Raw genomic sequence first — 16,545 nt, 5'->3', positions numbered from 1 at the left:
AGAAGCGTGCTCTTCTTCTTTTTTTTGAGAAAGAAACAAACAGAATGGAGCAAGCAATGTTTAAAATCGGTTACCGCACACTAAAGACCGCACTTGGAACGGCGCTGGCCATTTATTTAGCTCAGCTGTTGCATCTGCAAAACTTCGCATCCGCAGGAATCATCACCATATTGTGCATCCAAATTACGCAAAAGCGGTCGCTTCAGGCCTCGTGGGCCCGATTTGCCGCCTGTTTATTGGCAATCGTCTTTTCATATGTCTTTTTCGGACTGATCGGCTATTATCCGTTTGTGATCGGAATATTGCTTGTGCTGTTTATTCCAACTACAGTCGTCTTGAAAATAAACGAAGGGATCGTCACAAGCTCAGTTATCATTCTTCATCTATATATGTCCGGCGGCATTACGATGGCGTTTATCTGGAATGAGTTCCAGCTGATCACCGTAGGTATCGGTGTCGCGCTGTTAATGAATCTGTATATGCCGAGCCTCGATAGGAAACTTGCGGCGTACCGGAAAAAAATTGAGGACAATTTTGCCGTCATCTTCGCTGAAATCGAACGGTATTTGTTAACTGGTGAGCAAGATTGGACGGGAAAGGAAATACCGGAGACGCATCAGATGATTCAAGAGGCGAAAAACCTTGCCTACCGGGACGTGCAGAATCATATTTTGCGCCATGAAAATCTCTATTATCACTATTTTAAGATGAGACAGAAACAATTTGAAATCATCGAACGGCTGCTGCCGAAGATTACTTCTATTTCAATAACGGTGGAGCAGGGAAAAATGATTGCCCATTTCATCCATGATTTAAGGGAAGCCATTCACCCCGGCAATACCGCTCATAAATTTTTAAAAAGACTTGCAGATATGAGAACAGAATTTGAAGAGATGCCGCTCCCGGCAACACGCGAGGAGTTTGAAGCGCGGGCGGCTTTGTTTCACCTGCTCGGTGAGATGGAGCAATATCTCGTGATTAAAAGTTATTTCAAAGGCATCAAGCTGTAAAAAACACATGGATCATCGCATGAGTCCTCCTTTCATTGGTCATTCTAATGAAAAAAGGAGGGGAGCCCATGCGATTTTTTTTATTGTCAGCCGCCCTGCTGCTGTCCCCGCTTTGGCCGCTTGGCGCGAATCCTTTGCCGGGTGACCCTTATATAATCGTCAATAAAGCCACAAATGCGCTAGCCGTTGTGAAGGATAATCGAATAGAAGGCATTTATCAGGTGGCGACGGGAAAGACAGATGATCTGACGCCTGAAGGAGAATTTACGGTAACGGTTAAAGCCGTAAATCCATATTATCGGAAGAAAAATGTAGAGGGAGGTGCGCCGGAAAATCCGCTCGGCGTCCGCTGGATCGGTTTTGACGCGAGAGGAACCGACGGCAGGATATACGGCATTCACGGGACAAACAGAGAAGAGCTGATCGGAGGGTTTGTATCAAACGGCTGCATCCGTATGAAAAACCGGGATGTCATCCATATTTTTCGGATCATCCCTGAGGGAACAAAAGTGTTGATTACAAAAGAAAACCGCTCATTTGAGAACATTGCAAAAGAGCGGAAAGCCCTCATAAAAAAGCAGGAGATCCCTGTGCAATGAGGCGCCTGCTTTTTTATCGCAAATACATCATAATGCTTGAAAAGACGGTTGACAGTATAAATACGCCTAGAATGACGATGACGGCGCTTTTCATGAATTTTTGAGACATCGTTTCACTCCTTAAGATTACTGTTTATCATTTTAACGTGTTTTGCTTGTATGAACAAGCCATATCCTATGGCGGAAAGCAGGTGGCCGCGCTATGAAAAAACTTGATCATGTCGGTATTGCCGTCAGCTCTATTGATGCAGCAAGGGGATTTTACGAACGGATGCTGGGGCTTACTTATATGGGAGAAGAGCTGGTAAACGGACAAAATGTGAAAGCTGCTTTTTTAGAAGCGGGAGGCACAAAGCTTGAACTGATTGAGCCGCTGTCGGACGCGTCTCCCGTCAGCTCTTTTTTACAGAAAAGAGGTGAAGGGCTTCATCATCTGGCGTTCCGGTGCGACGACATTAAGGAAACGATCAAGGAGCTTGAATCATGCCGCATGACATTGATCCATCATGAACCGCAGAACGGAGCGGGCGGGAAGAAAATCGCATTTCTCTCTCCAAAAGAGGCGAACGGGGTCCTGATTGAGCTTTGTGAAACAATTGAAAAAGGAGAAACTCAAGATGAGCATGAGTGAGCATATCAGACACTTAAACGAAAAACGTTCCTTTTTAACAAACGGCGGCGGAGCGGAAAGAAATGAAAAACAGCATAAAAAAGGCAAGCTGACGGCAAGAGAAAGAATTGCCTATTTATTGGACAAAGACAGTTTTTCAGAGCTTCAGCCGTTTGCAAAAAGCCGCATGCCCGGGTGTCAAAATGCGCCGGGAGACGGCGTCATTACCGGATACGGCACAATTGACGGACGGCCCGTGTATTTGTTTGCTCATGACTTTACCGTACTCGGCGGGACGCTCGGCGAGACACATGCGGAGAAAATCGCAGCGGTGATGGATCTGGCCGCGAAAAATAAAACCCCGATCATCGGGCTGAACGACTCAGGTGGTGCGAGAATTCAAGAGGGTGTGGTATCATTAAATGGATACGGTCATATCTTTAGGCGCAACGTCCTTTACTCGGGAGTGATTCCGCAAATTTCCGTCATCCTTGGGCCGTGTGCCGGCGGTGCTGTTTATTCACCCGCTCTGACGGATTTTGTAATTATGGCGGAAAATACGTCGCACATGTTTATTACAGGCCCGAAAGTCATTGAACAGGTTACGGGTGAACAGATTGACGCGGAAAGTTTAGGCGGTGCGGGAATACATAATGTGATCAGCGGAAATGCCCACTATTCCGCACGAACGGAAAAAGAGGCTCTTTCCGCAGTGAAAACGCTGCTTTCTTATCTTCCGCACGGCAGACAGACGGCATCACCCGTTAAAAAGGAAGACGCCAGGCCGTTATTAAATACCCTCGTTCCCGCGGACAGTTCGAAACCTTACGATATGTTACAGGTGATAAAAGAACTGGCGGATGACGGAACGTTTTTTGACATTCAGCCGTATTTTGCCAAAAACATTGCTGTCGGTTTTCTGAAGATCGGACGGCGCACAGTCGGTGTTATCGCAAACCAGCCGAAACATTTGGCGGGGAGCCTTACGATAGATGCCGCTGACAAAGCGTCGAGATTCATCCGTTTTTGCGACGCGTTTCATATTCCGCCGTTAACGATCGCTGATGTACCGGGATTTCTGCCGGGCCTTCAGCAGGAGCACGCGGGAATCATCCGTCACGGAGCAAAATTGCTGTATGCTTTTGCCGAAGCGGCCGTGCCGAAAGTGACGCTCATCATCAGAAAAGCTTACGGAGGCGCTTATGTCGCCATGAATTCGAAAGGCCTCGGGGCAGATCTTGTATTCGCCTGGCCGAATGCGGAAATTGCCGTGATGGGAGCTGAAGGCGCGTCGTCGATTTTATACCGCAGAGACATACAGGCTTCTGATGATCCGGAAAAAACGAAGCGCGAAAAAAAAGCCATATACGAAAAGGAAAATGCCGGTCCGTATAAAGCGGCGGCCTGCGGAATGGTGGATGATATCATCCGGCCGGAAGACTCGAGGAAAAAATTGATTCAGGCATTTGACATGCTTGCGCATAAGGAAGAGGAAAGACCGAAAAAAAAGCACGGTAATATACCGCTTTAAACGGAGGGAACTGTAAATGGTAAACGAAAAACGCCTGCTGGAAGAATTTCTGGAACTCGTCCAAATTGATTCAGAAACAAAGCATGAAGCGGAAATCAGCAAAGTGCTCAAACAAAAATTCACTGATTTAGGATTGAGCGTAAAAGAAGACGATACAAAAGAAGTGACGGGTCACGGAGCCGGCAATTTAATCTGTACTTTAAAGGGCACAAAAGATGCGGATACGATTTATTTTACATCGCACATGGACACGGTTGTCCCGGGCAAAGGCGTTAAGCCGGTTGTGGAAGACGGTTATGTAAAAACCGACGGCACGACGATTCTCGGCGCTGATGATAAGACGGGCCTTGCCGCAATGTTTGAAGCCATCAGAGTACTCAAAGAACAAAACATCGAGCACGGAACAATTGAATTCATCATCACAGCCGGAGAAGAATCAGGATTAGTCGGGGCAAAAGCAATGGATCGTTCAGATATTACCGCGAAATACGGTTTTGCGCTTGATTCAGACGGGAAAGTCGGCAACATCATTGTAGCCGCGCCGACACAAGCGAAAGTGAGGGCAACCATTTTCGGGAAAACGGCTCATGCAGGAGTAGAACCGGAAAAAGGCATCTCCGCTATTACAATCGCGTCAAAAGCGATCTCAAAAATGCCGCTCGGCCGTATTGATGAAGAAACAACGGCTAATATCGGGCGTTTTGAAGGCGGCACACAAACCAATACCGTCTGCGACCAAGTCGATATTCTGGCTGAAGCGCGTTCATTAGTCCCTGAAAAAATGGAAGCGCAAGTGCAGAAAATGAAAGAAGCTTTCGAATCTGCTGCAGCTGAGATGGGTGGACGCGCAGAAGTTGACATCGCGGTCATGTATCCGGGTTTCAAATATCAGGACGGCGATCAGGTTGTGGAAGTCGCGAAAAAAGCGGCGGCAAAAATCGGCCGGCCGAGCGAGCTTCAGACAAGCGGCGGCGGAAGTGACGCGAACGTCATTGCCGGCCACGGCATTCCGACAGTCAACCTGTCAGTAGGCTATGAACAAATCCACACGAAAAATGAAAAAATGCCGATTGAAGAGCTCGTGAAAACGGCGGAAATGGTCGTTGCCATTATCGAAACAGCGGCAAACTGAAAACGAAGCACCCAATGAATTGGGTGCTTTTTTTTTTCGCGTCTGCAAACGCATGAAAAAAACCTGCCGGAACTTATCCGGCAGGTTCAGTATTATGACTTTACGGGCTCCGCTTGAGCCGCAGCTTGTTTCTTTTTATGATGCGTCTGCTGTAAAAGTACGTTTTGCACTGTCAAAAACAGTCCGCTTGTAAACCAGTAAAGCGGAAGCGCAGCCGGAACGTTAAGTGAAAAAACAGTCATCATGACAGGGAAAATAAAGACCATGATTTTTGCTGACTGCATCGCGGCCGGGTTTTGAGCGGCCGGTGAATATTTCTCGTTTAGTTTTTGGGAAACATAAGCCTGTAAGAAATACATGGCCCCCGCGCACAGGGATACAAGCATATCAGAGTGCCCTAGGCTGAACCACAGGAATGAGTGTGAAGCGATTTCCGGCGTTGAGCGGATGGCGTAATAAAAACCGATCAGAATCGGGAATTGTACCAGCATCGGAAGACATCCCATTGCCATCGGATTCAGATTATGCTCACGGTAAAGCTTCATCATTTCCATTTGCAGTTCTTTTTGTTTTTCCGCATCTTTCGTTTTTTTCATTTTAGCCTGAATGCTGTCGACCTGCGGTTTGATCACAGCCATTTTTTCCTGGAACACCCGCTGTTTCTTAAATTGGTTCACAAACAAAGGCAATACAACGATCCGGACGATAATCGTCACCAGAATAATCGACAGTCCGTACTCACCGTGGAACAGGCCCGCCACACCTTTTAATAGGGCCGAAAACGGTTCGATCAGGTAATCGTGGAAAAACCCGATATTTCCGAGTCCTCCCGTCTGAGTCTGAGATGTCGCCGCAAACGCCGAGCGGCCTGTGAACAGCACGATAAAAAACAATCCGAAAGCAATCCATTTTTGATATGTTTTAGACAATTCATGTCTCCTCCTTTTTATTATCACTTGCCGTTATAAAAGGAGGAAGCTGACATCTTCATCATCATTCGCCGGTGAATTCATGCGGATGACTTTACGTATCCAAGTTGTAATGCGATGATATATAATAATAAGAAAGTCTGTTCGGTTCAGCTGAACGACTGCTTGATGTTCATCTATACGTTTCGTTCTCCAATGCTCGCCTGCGCGGCACTCACGCAAAAGAAATGCGATGCCGATCGCGGTCAGAGCGGGAAGAATAATTGTGAAAAAATCGACTAAAAATAAAAAGTCATTCATTGACTCAAGAATCATTTCATCACATCCATTCAGCTTTTATTTTACTACATATATATGAGGTTTGTCTATGAAAGGAAAGGAGGCGCCGGGAGTGGCCGGAAAAGGAAGAATTATATTTCATATCGATATGAACAGTTTCTATGCCTCCGTAGAAATGGCGTATGATCCGTCTTTAAAGGGAAAACCTCTCGCCGTTGCCGGAAACGTGAAGGAACGGAAAGGAATCATCGTCACCTGCAGCTACGAAGCGAGAGCGCGGGGCGTAAAGACCACCATGCCGGTGTGGCGGGCAAAACGCCTCTGTCCGGAACTCATCGTCGTGCCTCCGAATTTTGACCGCTACCGGAGTTCGTCAAAAGAAATGTTCAGCATCCTGAGGGAGTATACGGATTTAGTCGAGCCCGTTTCTATTGATGAAGGATACATGGATATTACAGACACACCGCACAGACACAGGGCGTATGAGACCGCCATAGACATTCAGGCAAGACTGCAAAAGGAGCTTTTGCTTCCGTCAAGCATCGGCATCGCTCCGAATAAATTTCTCGCCAAAATGGCGTCCGACATGAAAAAACCGCTCGGCATCACCATTTTAAGAAAAAGAGAGCTGCCGGACGTATTGTGGCCTCTTCCGATTGAAGAAATGCACGGTATAGGAACGAAAACTGCGGAAAAAATAAAAACGCTCGGCATCAAAACGATCGGTGATCTGGCAAAAGGAGATGAGCATGCGCTGAAGACGCTGCTCGGTATAAACGGCCCGAGACTGAAGGATAAAGCGAACGGCATCCACCATGCAGAAGTCGATCCCGAGCGGATTTATGAATTTAAAAGCGTCGGCAACTCATCCACCCTGTCGCATGATTCGGCTGACTGGGACGAATTAACCGGCGTGTTTGACCGTCTCGCGCTTTCTGTAAGCGAACGGCTCCAGCGTAAGGAGGTCATGGCCTGCCGGCTGTTCATCATGATCCGTTATGCGGATTGGAAAACGGTCACAAGAAGCATGACCCTCAGCAATCCGGTTGATCAGAAAAAAGACATCATGGAAGCGGCAATGGAGCTGTTTGACAAACATTGGAACCAAAATCCAGTAAGGCTTCTCGGCATCACCGGAACGGAACTGGTTGAAAAACAGCAGGCGTATAAACAGCTTGATCTGTTTTCGTTCAAGGAGGATGCAAAGGACGAGCCGATTTTTCAGATGATGAATCAGCTGAATGAAAAGTACGGCCGAAACCTGATCAGAAAAGGCGCCGTTATGAAAAAAGAAGAAAGCAAAACAAAGGGAACGAGCTTTAACAGAGACTTTTTTCAGGATGAAAAGAAAAGCTGAATAACTTGAAAAAAGGGGTTATCTATGATAATTTCTTTAGTATAAATATCATTTTATTTTAATTTAAATTTTAAAATGGTTAAACGTTTGAAGAAGGGACGTTAGAATATGTCAAAACAACAAATCGGAGTTATCGGTCTTGCGGTAATGGGTAAAAATCTGGCTCTTAACATCGAAAGCCGGGGATTTTCTGTGTCTGTGTACAACAGATCAAGCAGCAAAACGGAAGAGTTTTTAGAAGAGGCAAAAGGCAAAAATGTTGTCGGTACATACAGCATTGAGGAGTTTGTCCAGTCTCTTGAAACGCCCCGCAAAATTCTATTAATGGTTAAAGCGGGAACTGCAACGGATGCGACGATTCAATCTCTTCTTCCTCATCTGGAAAAAGACGATATTTTGATTGACGGCGGAAATACATACTATAAAGATACACAGCGCCGGAACAAAGAGCTTGCCGAAAGCGGCATTCACTTTATCGGAACGGGTGTATCAGGCGGTGAAGAGGGAGCGCTGAAAGGGCCTTCTATTATGCCGGGCGGCCAAAAGGAAGCGCATGAACTTGTGAAACCGATTTTAGAAGCCATTTCTGCTAAAGTGGACGGAGAAGCTTGTACGACATACATCGGCCCGGACGGAGCGGGACACTATGTGAAAATGGTGCACAACGGTATCGAATACGGTGACATGCAGCTGATCTCTGAGTCTTACTTCATTCTGAAACAGGTGCTCGGACTGTCTGCCGAAGAGCTTCACGAAGTATTCGCTGAGTGGAACAAAGGGGAACTTGACAGCTATCTGATCGAAATCACGGCTGACATTTTCACCAAAAAAGATGAAGAAACAGGCAAACCGCTTGTTGATGTCATCCTTGATAAAGCAGGCCAAAAAGGAACGGGTAAATGGACAAGCCAAAGCGCTCTTGACCTAGGCGTACCGCTTCCGATTATCACTGAATCTGTGTTTGCGCGTTTCATTTCCGCAATGAAAGATGAGCGTGTGAAAGCGAGCGGCCTTCTGTCAGGACCTGACGTTAAGCCGGTTACTGAAAATAAAGAAGAGCTGATTGAAGCGGTCAGAAAAGCGCTCTTCATGAGTAAAATCTGTTCTTACGCACAAGGCTTCGCCCAAATGAAAGCCGCGTCAGAAGAATATAACTGGGATCTGAAATACGGTGAGATCGCTATGATCTTCCGCGGCGGCTGTATCATCCGCGCGGCGTTCCTGCAAAAGATCAAAGATGCGTATGACCGTGAGCCGGAGCTTGACAACTTGCTTCTTGACAGCTATTTCAAAAATATCGCAGAAAGCTACCAAGGCGCTCTTCGCCAAGTCATTTCACTTGCGGTAGCCCAAGGCGTGCCGGTACCTTCGTTCTCAAGCGCACTTGCGTATTACGACAGCTACCGTACGGCAGTGCTTCCTGCAAACTTAATTCAAGCGCAGCGTGACTACTTCGGCGCGCATACGTATGAACGCACGGATAAAGAAGGCATTTTCCATACTGAATGGATGAAGTAATGAAAAAGCCCCCGCAATTATTGCGGGGGCTTTTCTGATATGTAAAAACCGCGGGCCGTAATGAACGGCGCCGCGGTTTTTTGATTATTATATATTCCACCAGTGAAGGCCGTCTTTTTCCAAGAGGTCATCCGAAGCCTTCGGTCCCATTGATCCGGCTTCATAATTCGGAGAAAGGGTTTTGTCGGCAGCCCATGTTTCGGAAATCGCATCGACGAAATTCCAGGAAAGCGCTACTTCATCCCAATGGGCGAAGTTCGTCGCATCGCCGAGCAGACAGTCGTGAATTAATTTTTCATAGGCTTCCGGTGTGTTCATTTCATCACTGCAGTTGCTGCAGTAATCCAGCTTAATCGGCTGAGCGTGTGCGGCTCCGCCTAATTTTTTAGCGTTCAGATATAAAGTGATGCCTTCATCCGGCTGAATGTGGATGACAAGCAGGTTCGGATTTACATTCGTTTCATTGCCGTAATAAAGGTTCATCGGAATGTCTTTAAATTGAACGACAATTTTCGTTGATTTTTCTTTCATCCGTTTTCCTGTGCGGATATAAAACGGAACGCCGGCCCAGCGGAAGTTATCGATTAACAGCTTACCGGACACGAATGTTTCCGTATTGGAATCCGGCGCTACGTTATGCTCATCCGTATAACTCGCTACAGGGGTGCCGTCGATCGTTCCGGCTTGGTATTGTCCGCGGACGAAGTAATCATTCACTTCGTTTTGAGCGACAGGGCGTAGCGCTCTCAGCACCTTCACTTTTTCGCTGCGGATTTCTTCCGTGTTCAGTTTAATCGGCGGTTCCATCGCCAAAAGAGCGACCATTTGTAAAATATGATTCTGAACCATATCGCGGAGTGCGCCTGATTTCTCATAATATCTCGCACGGTCCTCAACGCCGAGATCTTCACTTGACGTAATCTGGATGTTTGAGATGTAGCGGTTATTCCACAGCGGCTCAAACAGTGCATTCGCAAACCGGATGACTTCGATGTTTTGAACCATTTGCTTGCCTAAGTAATGGTCGATCCGATAAATTTGATCTTCTGTGAACGCTTCGCGTATTTCTTTGTTAAGCTCTTTCGCACTCGGCAGGTCGTGGCCGAACGGTTTTTCAATTACGAGACGGGACCAGCCTTTTGTCGCCGTGACACCTTCGTTTTTAAGCGATTTTGCGATAGTGCCGAAAAATTCAGGGGCCATCGCCAAGTAAAACATTCTGTTGTTCGGGATTTCATATGTATGCTCAAGCCGGTCAAGCAGGACATTCAGCTCCTGATAGGAACCCGGATTCGTTACATCAAACGGATGGTAATAAAAATGAGACGTGAAATCGTCTGTGTCTTTTTGCCCAGCCGAAGAAACAGACGTTTTAACGGTTTCCCGGAGGTCCTCGTTTGACCAAGGTCTTCTTCCAACACCTACAACTGCAAACTCTTCACCAATTTGACCATTTTTATATAAACGATGAATGGATGGGTAAAGTTTTCGTTTTGCCAAATCCCCTGTGGCACCAAATATTACAATTACTGCTTTTGGTTTGTCGTTTGTTTTCACTTAGAGTACCTCACTTTATCTGAAGCATGGTTTAAAACCCCGCATATTTCCTTCATTTTAAATCTAAAATTCATTGAAAGCAAACATTTCAGCCTGTTTTTTGCGGTTTGCGGAAAAAAATTAATCATGCCGGGGGCGCCCCTGGCGAATTCACATTTTCAGCCTGATCCTGTATCCTTAGTAGTACAAAGATCTAGGAGGAAGCATTGTGGAATTAATATTTTTAGGGACGGGGGCCGGCATGCCGGCAAAGACGAGAAACGTAACGTCCGTCGCGCTGAAGCTTCTTGAAGAAAGGCGCTCCGTATGGCTGTTTGATTGCGGGGAAGCCACTCAGCATCAGATTTTACATACAACAATTAAACCGAGGAAAATTGAAAAGATATTCATCACACATCTTCACGGCGACCATGTTTACGGCCTTCCGGGTTTATTGGGAAGCCGGTCGTTTCAAGGCGGTGAAGAAGAGCTGGCGATTTACGGGCCAAAAGGCATAAAAGCATTTATCGAAACAAGCCTGAAAGTGACGGCGACACATTTGACTTATCCTCTTGCCATACATGAAATTGAAGAGGGAACGGTTTTTGAGGATGACCAATTCATCGTCACCGCAGCATCCGTCATTCACGGTGTAGAAGCGTTCGGCTATCGGATTCAGGAAAAGGATATTCCCGGTGCATTGCAGGCCGGCAGACTGAAAGAAATGAATATTCCGCCCGGACCTGTCTACCAGAAAATCAAAAAAGGCGAAACAGTCACGCTTGACGATGGAAGAATAATTAATGGTGAGGATTTTTTGGAGCCGCCGAAAAAGGGAAGAATCGTCGCTTTTTCCGGGGATACCCGTGTATCAGAGCGGGTAACGGAACTGGCGCGCAATGCCGATGTACTTGTTCATGAAGCGACGTTTGCCAAGGAAGATGCAAAGCTCGCGCATAATTATTATCACGCGACGACAGAACAGGCCGCGCAAACAGCAAAAAAAGCAGGCGCCAAACAGCTGATCTTAACTCATATCAGCGCCAGGTATCAAGGCGAAGCGCCGATAGAGCGGCTGGAACATGAGGCGAAAGCGGTATTTGAAAACAGTAAGGTAGCCTTTGACTTTATGGAGGTTGCCGTGGAGCGCTCTTAAAAAATGTGCGCTTGACATTTTTGTTTGATGATCTATAATAAAACGTAATTGTTACGATTTGATCGTGAGGTGAAAATGATGCGTGTGAATGTGACATTGGCTTGCACAGAGACAGGGGACAGAAATTATATTACGACGAAGAACAAACGGACGAATCCGGACCGGTTAGAACTGAAAAAGTATTCACCCCGGTTGAAAAAGTATACTTTGCACCGTGAGACAAAGTAGATCACGAATAAAAAAGCCATTGTGCCGCGGCACAATGGCTTTTGTTTTATCAGTTTACCGCCTGATAGGCAGGCGCATTCATTTGCTGGCGCGCCGCACACCAAACATCATAAATGGCCAGGTGGACGATGTGCGGTTCATCGTGATGAATGGCGTGAGAACTGTTTTTGGCCTGAATCCATCCGCTTTGATGCGAGATATCAAGCATATTTCTGTGCAGGTTTACCCATTGTTCATGCGCGTGCTTTAAGCGCTCATCCCGCTCTCCCGATGATAAAATCAACAGCGGCATATCGCTGAAATGAAGCTGCTGGTGCTTAATCTGCCGAAGACTCGTCAAAAATTCCGCATGTGATCCTTCTAGTATGAACTGTTTCAGATAGGCGGCTTTCATTTCCTCGGGAAGAAGCGGAAGCACTTTTGTCTCCTGATCCTCAGAAACCGGGTCAAGCAATACCATCCCGAGAATATCCCGGCGGTTTCGGCTCGCCCAGAGTCTGCTGATAATCGTGCCGTATGAATGCGAGACGACAAGGTAAGGAGGCTTGACGCCGGCTTTAAGCAGTAGAGCGTTTAATTCCTGTACCATGTGATCCGCCGTTCTCTTGTTTTTGCTTTGTCCGCTTTTGCCGATTCCGGCCCTGTCATATGTGAAAACCCCAAATTCTTCATCTATGTCAGCGAGTAATGATGTCCATGTTTCAGAAGAAGTGCCGTAGCCGGCTTCAAAGACGATCGTCACTTCGCCGGCACCTTTACGGTGTTTAGTATAAAACGGACATCCGTCAATCAAGTATGTCCTTTCCATCCATGCTGCTTTCATTGGAGTCATCCCCTCTAATTGGTTCTATAGGGAAGACGGAGAAGCTTCGGCAATCGTTTCTCAAAAAATAAAAAAAGAGACAGCCGGATCGAAAAATCTCCGGCTGTCTCTTCTGTCACCATGCTCTGTCGTATTGAACCGGCGACGGTATTTCCGTATTCAGCTGCTTCGCTGCACTCCTTGCAAAGTGCGGATCGCGCAGAAGTTCTCTCGCGACAAAAATAAGGTCAGCGCGGTTGTTCTGCAGAATTTCTTCCGCCATTGTTCCCGTCGTTATCAAACCGACGGCGCCTGTTGCGATTTCGGCCTGCTCGCGGATTTTCTCTGCGAAGCTCACTTGGTAGCCGGGGAAGACGTTAATATCAGCTTGAACGAGTGCGCCTGAGCTGCAATCAATCAGGTCGACTCCCTGTTCCTTCATCCACTTCGCAAAACCGATGTGATCGGCAATGTCCAGCCCCTTGTCTGTATAATCAGATGCAGAAACACGGACAAATAACGGGCCGTCCCATACTTCCTTGACGGCGTCAATCGTCTCGCCTAAGAAGCGGTAGCGATTTTCATGTGATCCTCCGTATTCGTCTGTGCGGTGATTGGACAGCGGTACAAAAATTCGTGCATTAAGTAGCCGTGTGCCGCATGAAGCTCGATAATGTCAAAGCCGGCTTCTTTCGCGCGTGCCGCCGCCTGTTTGAATTCCTGAATGGTTTCTTTAATTTGTTCTGTCGTCATTTCAGCCGGTGTTTTGGACTGCTCGTCGAACGGAATGGCTGAAGGAGCGTAAATGTCTCCGTCAAGCTCAGCTTTACGTCCCGCGTGCGCGAGCTGAATGCCGATTTTTGAACCTTGCGCTTTCACTTGTTCCGTCAGTTTGGCAAAACCTTCGATATGATCGTCGCTCCAAATGCCCAAATCCTGATCGGAAATGCGTCCCTGCGGATTCACAGCTGTCGCTTCAACGATTATCAGGCCGACCTGTCCGATTGCGCGCGATATGTAGTGCGCCATATGAAAAGGCTGCAGTTTTCCGTCCTTCTCATGTGAGGAATACATACACATCGGTGCCATAACAATACGGTTTTTGATCGTTACATCTTTAACGGTCCATGGTGTAAATAATTTTCTGGCCATTTATTTCGCCTCCCGGAATGTTTTAGAAATTGATTATAACAACTTATGATCATTCAGTCATATAAACTGCTCACAACTGAGCGTAATGTTCTTATTGTTCTGACCGGGCATTTTTTTATACAGGGGGGCTGTATCTTCATAACAGGCATTTACAGGCGATCATATAGCAGATATAGATAAGAAACGCACCGATGACGGAGTGGCTTCCTTTGAACCAGTTTGTCAGGATAAAAATACTGCTGATGAAAATCACCGCGCCGAACGCACCGAATATTCCGTTTTTTTGAGCTGCTCTGAAATCGTCGGCGCTCATATTTTTCAGCTGCAATTGTATATTCAGCAACGTCATGATCGGCAGCAATGTGATAACGCCTGATAAAAATAAGTATTTCGATTTGCTTAAAAACGCAGCAGCCACCATAACGGTGCCGCCGATCAAAAATTGAATGAGAAAACTCATGCTGGAACGCTCACCTTCTGTTTGTTATCAAGTATAATTATGGAGACATTGCCATTTTATTTTTGATTGATGTATAAGTAAACTAAATATAACTAATGCGCTGGATAATAAGAAATGATATCTGGGAGATGAAGCCGGTTGGATTTAAAGAAACATTTAGCCTTTATTAAAACGGTTGAAAGCGGCAGCCTGACCCAAGCCGCTGCCATATTGAATTACACACAGCCGAACATCAGCCAAATGATCAGTAAATTAGAAGAAGAGTACGGTTTTCCGCTTCTGATCAGACAGCGGCATGGAGTGAGGCCCACCGCAAATGGCTTGAAAGTGTTACATATTATGAAGGAAATTCAAAAAAACTATGAAAAATTGTCTGAAACCGTTGATAATATTAATGGATTAGAAAGAGGAGAAATCCGGCTCGGCACTGTTACGAGTGTGGCGGTAAAATGGCTGCCGAAAATTTTGAGAGAATTTAATGTGCTGTATCCTTCCATTAAGGTGCATTTGTTTGAAGGGAATTCAACTGAACTGGAAGAATGGCTGAAAGACGATCAGGTTGATGCGGCGATCGGGACATCCCACAGCGGGAAGAGGCATTTTTACCCGTTGGCCGAGGACCCGATTGTAGTAGTGATGAGTCCGCAGCATGAATTGGCGCAATGTGAAACGGTTCCTTTACATGTCATGGAGTCCGTCAAATGTATCGTGCCTTATCCGGAGACACATTTTGATGTGCTGAAAGTGCTGAAGGAAGAAAAAATCACGCCGCGGATCGCCTATCAAATCAGAGGGGATGAAGCGATTATTGCAATGGTGCGGAACAATCTGGGGATCAGCCTCTTGCCGCAGCTTTTGGTGAATGATTGTGATGTGCTCATCAAACGGCTCGACCGGTATGTCTGCAGGCAGATCGGCATTTTGACAGCTCGTGCAAAGGAGACGCAGACACCTTCTGTTCAGAAACTGATTCAATGCATAAAAGAATGGGTTGCGATCCATCAGGCTTCTGTCTGAAGAAGCCTGATATGCCGTTTAAGCAGGATGAGGATAATGGACCGGCACAAAATAAGTGACCCGAGGAATTAAGATAACTGCGGCGTCGCCCCGGTAAACTGATGGGCATCACCGGGGGCCGGCTCACGCCTTCGTCCTGAAGCTCAACCGTCAATGCACCGCTTTTGATTAATGTGTTCTTCCCCTACATGTGATTTTGCCTCATGGGTGCAGCCCGGCTTCAAACTTTTTTTCAGGAAAGTCTTATTTTTCGCTTTTGCTCGCTCGTCCTCTTTCATAAGTGCAAGAAAAGAAACCTGTAAGCCGTTAGCGGTCTTCCGAAATTGTAAATGGACGAAAAAAAGCATGGGGAGCCCCATGCTTTATGATTGATCCGTCTTTTGCAGAACGGAGCCTGCGAATTGTTCTTTAATTTCTGCGCTCCGGGCTGCGGTTTCTGTAATGCAGTGTATGATGGCTTCTTCAAAGCGGCGCTCGTTTAAAGCGCGAAGGCCTGCTTCCGTTGTGCCGCCCGGGCTTGTGATTTCCTTGCGCAGGCGCTCAGGTCGTTTGCTGCTTTTTCTGAGCATTTCCGTCGCTCCAGCCATGGTTTGTAAAATCAGCTCTTTTGCCGTCTCTTCCGGCAGGCCGACTTGAAGGGCGGCCTTTTCCATCGCTTCGACATATCGGTACACATAGGCGGGGCCGCTTCCGGCAATGGCTGTGACGGCATCAAGGTGTTTTTCCTCAAAAAGCGTCGCTTCTCCGATTGTTTCCAGCAGTTCTTTTGCCATCCGGATTTCAGCCTCACTCGCCTCAGGGCTTGCAGAAAAACCGGTCGCCGATTGTTGAATGGCCGCGGATGTATTCGGCATCGCCCGGATGATGGTAAGCTTTCTGCCGAAATAATGCTGAATGGTGTGAATCGTCAGCCCTGCGATGACAGAAATCACAAGCTGATCTTTAACGTATTCGCGAATGTTCTCAATGCTTTCTGCCGCATCTTTCGGTTTAAAGGCGAGAACGATAATGTCGGTATTGCTGAAAAACTCTTCTTTATCCCGGCATGGTTTCACGCCGTACGTGTCTTGAAGTTCTTCAAGCCGGCTGTCATTTGACCGGTTTGTCATGTATATATGTCCGGGGGCTGTCAGTCCGCTCTGCAGCAGTCCGTTCACCATTGCTTCCGCCATTGATCCGGCCCCGATAAAACCGATTTTCTTCATATAAATCCTCCTTCTTTCCAAAAC

Annotated in this window: 17 protein-coding genes and 1 pseudogene; 10 read left to right on the top strand and 8 right to left on the bottom strand. The window is 46.8% G+C overall.

All coding sequences use genetic code 11. The features are described from left to right. Positions 1-56: 56 nt before the first annotated feature. Together BAMF_RS32100 and BAMF_RS32095 are read left to right on the top strand one after the other, a co-directional pair. Complete coding sequence (locus BAMF_RS32100) at positions 57-1,010, top strand: aromatic acid exporter family protein (protein WP_013352794.1); 954 nt, start codon at positions 57-59, stop codon at positions 1,008-1,010. Between the two features lie 68 nt (positions 1,011-1,078). After that, positions 1,079-1,609, top strand: coding sequence for a L,D-transpeptidase (locus BAMF_RS32095; RefSeq protein ID WP_013352793.1), 531 nt, complete (start codon positions 1,079-1,081; stop codon positions 1,607-1,609). Positions 1,610-1,622: 13 nt separating this feature from the next. Here BAMF_RS32095 and prli42 read toward each other — a convergent pair whose 3' ends face one another. Then, a complete protein-coding gene (gene prli42, locus BAMF_RS41310) occupies positions 1,623-1,718 on the bottom strand; it encodes a stressosome-associated protein Prli42 (protein ID WP_153015200.1) in 96 nt (31 codons plus the stop codon). Between the two features lie 93 nt (positions 1,719-1,811). Between prli42 and mce the strand changes: the two genes are divergently transcribed. From mce to BAMF_RS32080, 3 genes are read left to right on the top strand one after another with little or no spacing between them, the layout of a single operon-like run. Beyond that, positions 1,812-2,240, top strand: a complete 429-nt coding sequence (mce, locus tag BAMF_RS32090) for a methylmalonyl-CoA epimerase (protein WP_013352792.1) — start codon at positions 1,812-1,814, stop codon at positions 2,238-2,240. Then, a complete protein-coding gene (locus BAMF_RS32085) occupies positions 2,227-3,750 on the top strand; it encodes an acyl-CoA carboxylase subunit beta (protein ID WP_013352791.1) in 1,524 nt (507 codons plus the stop codon). The genes mce and BAMF_RS32085 overlap by 14 nt, the downstream gene beginning before the upstream one ends. A gap of 16 nt (positions 3,751-3,766) precedes the next feature. Beyond that, a complete protein-coding gene (locus BAMF_RS32080; RefSeq protein WP_013352790.1) occupies positions 3,767-4,882 on the top strand; it encodes a tripeptidase T in 1,116 nt (371 codons plus the stop codon). A gap of 92 nt (positions 4,883-4,974) precedes the next feature. Here BAMF_RS32080 and BAMF_RS32075 read toward each other — a convergent pair whose 3' ends face one another. Continuing rightward, positions 4,975-5,811 (bottom strand): membrane protein insertase YidC, encoded by an 837-nt coding sequence (locus BAMF_RS32075; RefSeq protein ID WP_013352789.1) that lies wholly within the window; start codon positions 5,809-5,811, stop codon positions 4,975-4,977. Positions 5,812-5,844: 33 nt separating this feature from the next. Continuing rightward, positions 5,845-6,126, bottom strand: a complete 282-nt coding sequence (locus tag BAMF_RS32070) for a hypothetical protein (protein ID WP_013352788.1) — start codon at positions 6,124-6,126, stop codon at positions 5,845-5,847. A gap of 76 nt (positions 6,127-6,202) precedes the next feature. On the opposite strand from BAMF_RS32070, the gene BAMF_RS32065 reads away from it, so the two are divergent. Next, positions 6,203-7,447, top strand: a complete 1,245-nt coding sequence (locus BAMF_RS32065; RefSeq protein WP_025649868.1) for a DNA polymerase IV — start codon at positions 6,203-6,205, stop codon at positions 7,445-7,447. A gap of 108 nt (positions 7,448-7,555) precedes the next feature. Further along, positions 7,556-8,965, top strand: a complete 1,410-nt coding sequence (gene gndA / locus BAMF_RS32060; protein WP_013352786.1) for an NADP-dependent phosphogluconate dehydrogenase — start codon at positions 7,556-7,558, stop codon at positions 8,963-8,965. 87 nt (positions 8,966-9,052) lie between these two features. On the opposite strand, the gene zwf is transcribed toward gndA, so the two are convergent. Next, complete coding sequence (gene zwf / locus BAMF_RS32055) at positions 9,053-10,522, bottom strand: glucose-6-phosphate dehydrogenase (protein ID WP_013352785.1); 1,470 nt, start codon at positions 10,520-10,522, stop codon at positions 9,053-9,055. A 208-nt stretch (positions 10,523-10,730) separates the two neighbouring features. On the opposite strand from zwf, the gene rnz reads away from it, so the two are divergent. Continuing rightward, positions 10,731-11,657 carry a ribonuclease Z gene (rnz, locus tag BAMF_RS32050; protein WP_013352784.1) on the top strand — a complete coding sequence of 309 codons (927 nt, stop codon included), beginning with the start codon at positions 10,731-10,733 and terminating at the stop codon, positions 11,655-11,657. 78 nt (positions 11,658-11,735) lie between these two features. Beyond that, a complete protein-coding gene (rpmG, locus tag BAMF_RS32045) occupies positions 11,736-11,885 on the top strand; it encodes a 50S ribosomal protein L33 (protein WP_003226511.1) in 150 nt (49 codons plus the stop codon). A 49-nt stretch (positions 11,886-11,934) separates the two neighbouring features. Here rpmG and BAMF_RS32040 read toward each other — a convergent pair whose 3' ends face one another. The 3 genes and pseudogenes from BAMF_RS32040 to BAMF_RS32030 all read right to left on the bottom strand — a co-directional run bounded on the left by BAMF_RS32040 (position 11,935) and on the right by BAMF_RS32030 (position 14,299). Next, entirely contained in the window at positions 11,935-12,708 is a 774-nt protein-coding gene (locus BAMF_RS32040) for an alpha/beta fold hydrolase (protein ID WP_013352783.1), read from the bottom strand. 115 nt (positions 12,709-12,823) lie between these two features. Then, positions 12,824-13,839: pseudogene (gene namA / locus BAMF_RS32035) on the bottom strand (NADPH dehydrogenase NamA). Positions 13,840-13,975: 136 nt separating this feature from the next. Further along, on the bottom strand, positions 13,976-14,299 hold the full coding sequence (locus tag BAMF_RS32030) for a GlpM family protein (RefSeq protein WP_013352780.1): 324 nt from the start codon (positions 14,297-14,299) through the stop codon (positions 13,976-13,978). Between the two features lie 138 nt (positions 14,300-14,437). Between BAMF_RS32030 and BAMF_RS32025 the strand changes: the two genes are divergently transcribed. Further along, the gene (locus BAMF_RS32025) at positions 14,438-15,316 is read left to right on the top strand and encodes a LysR family transcriptional regulator (protein WP_013352779.1); all 879 of its coding nucleotides are present in this window, start codon (positions 14,438-14,440) and stop codon (positions 15,314-15,316) included. A 362-nt stretch (positions 15,317-15,678) separates the two neighbouring features. On the opposite strand, the gene proC is transcribed toward BAMF_RS32025, so the two are convergent. Further along, positions 15,679-16,521: a pyrroline-5-carboxylate reductase gene (gene proC / locus BAMF_RS32015; RefSeq protein ID WP_013352778.1), complete on the bottom strand. Its 843-nt coding sequence runs from the start codon at positions 16,519-16,521 to the stop codon at positions 15,679-15,681. Positions 16,522-16,545: the final 24 nt, after the last annotated feature.

The organism is Bacillus amyloliquefaciens DSM 7 = ATCC 23350 (assembly GCF_000196735.1).
GTDB classification, from domain to species: Bacteria; Bacillota; Bacilli; order Bacillales; family Bacillaceae; genus Bacillus; species Bacillus amyloliquefaciens.
Note: the sequence above shows the minus strand (reverse complement) of the source record. Positions and strands in the feature narration are given on the sequence as shown.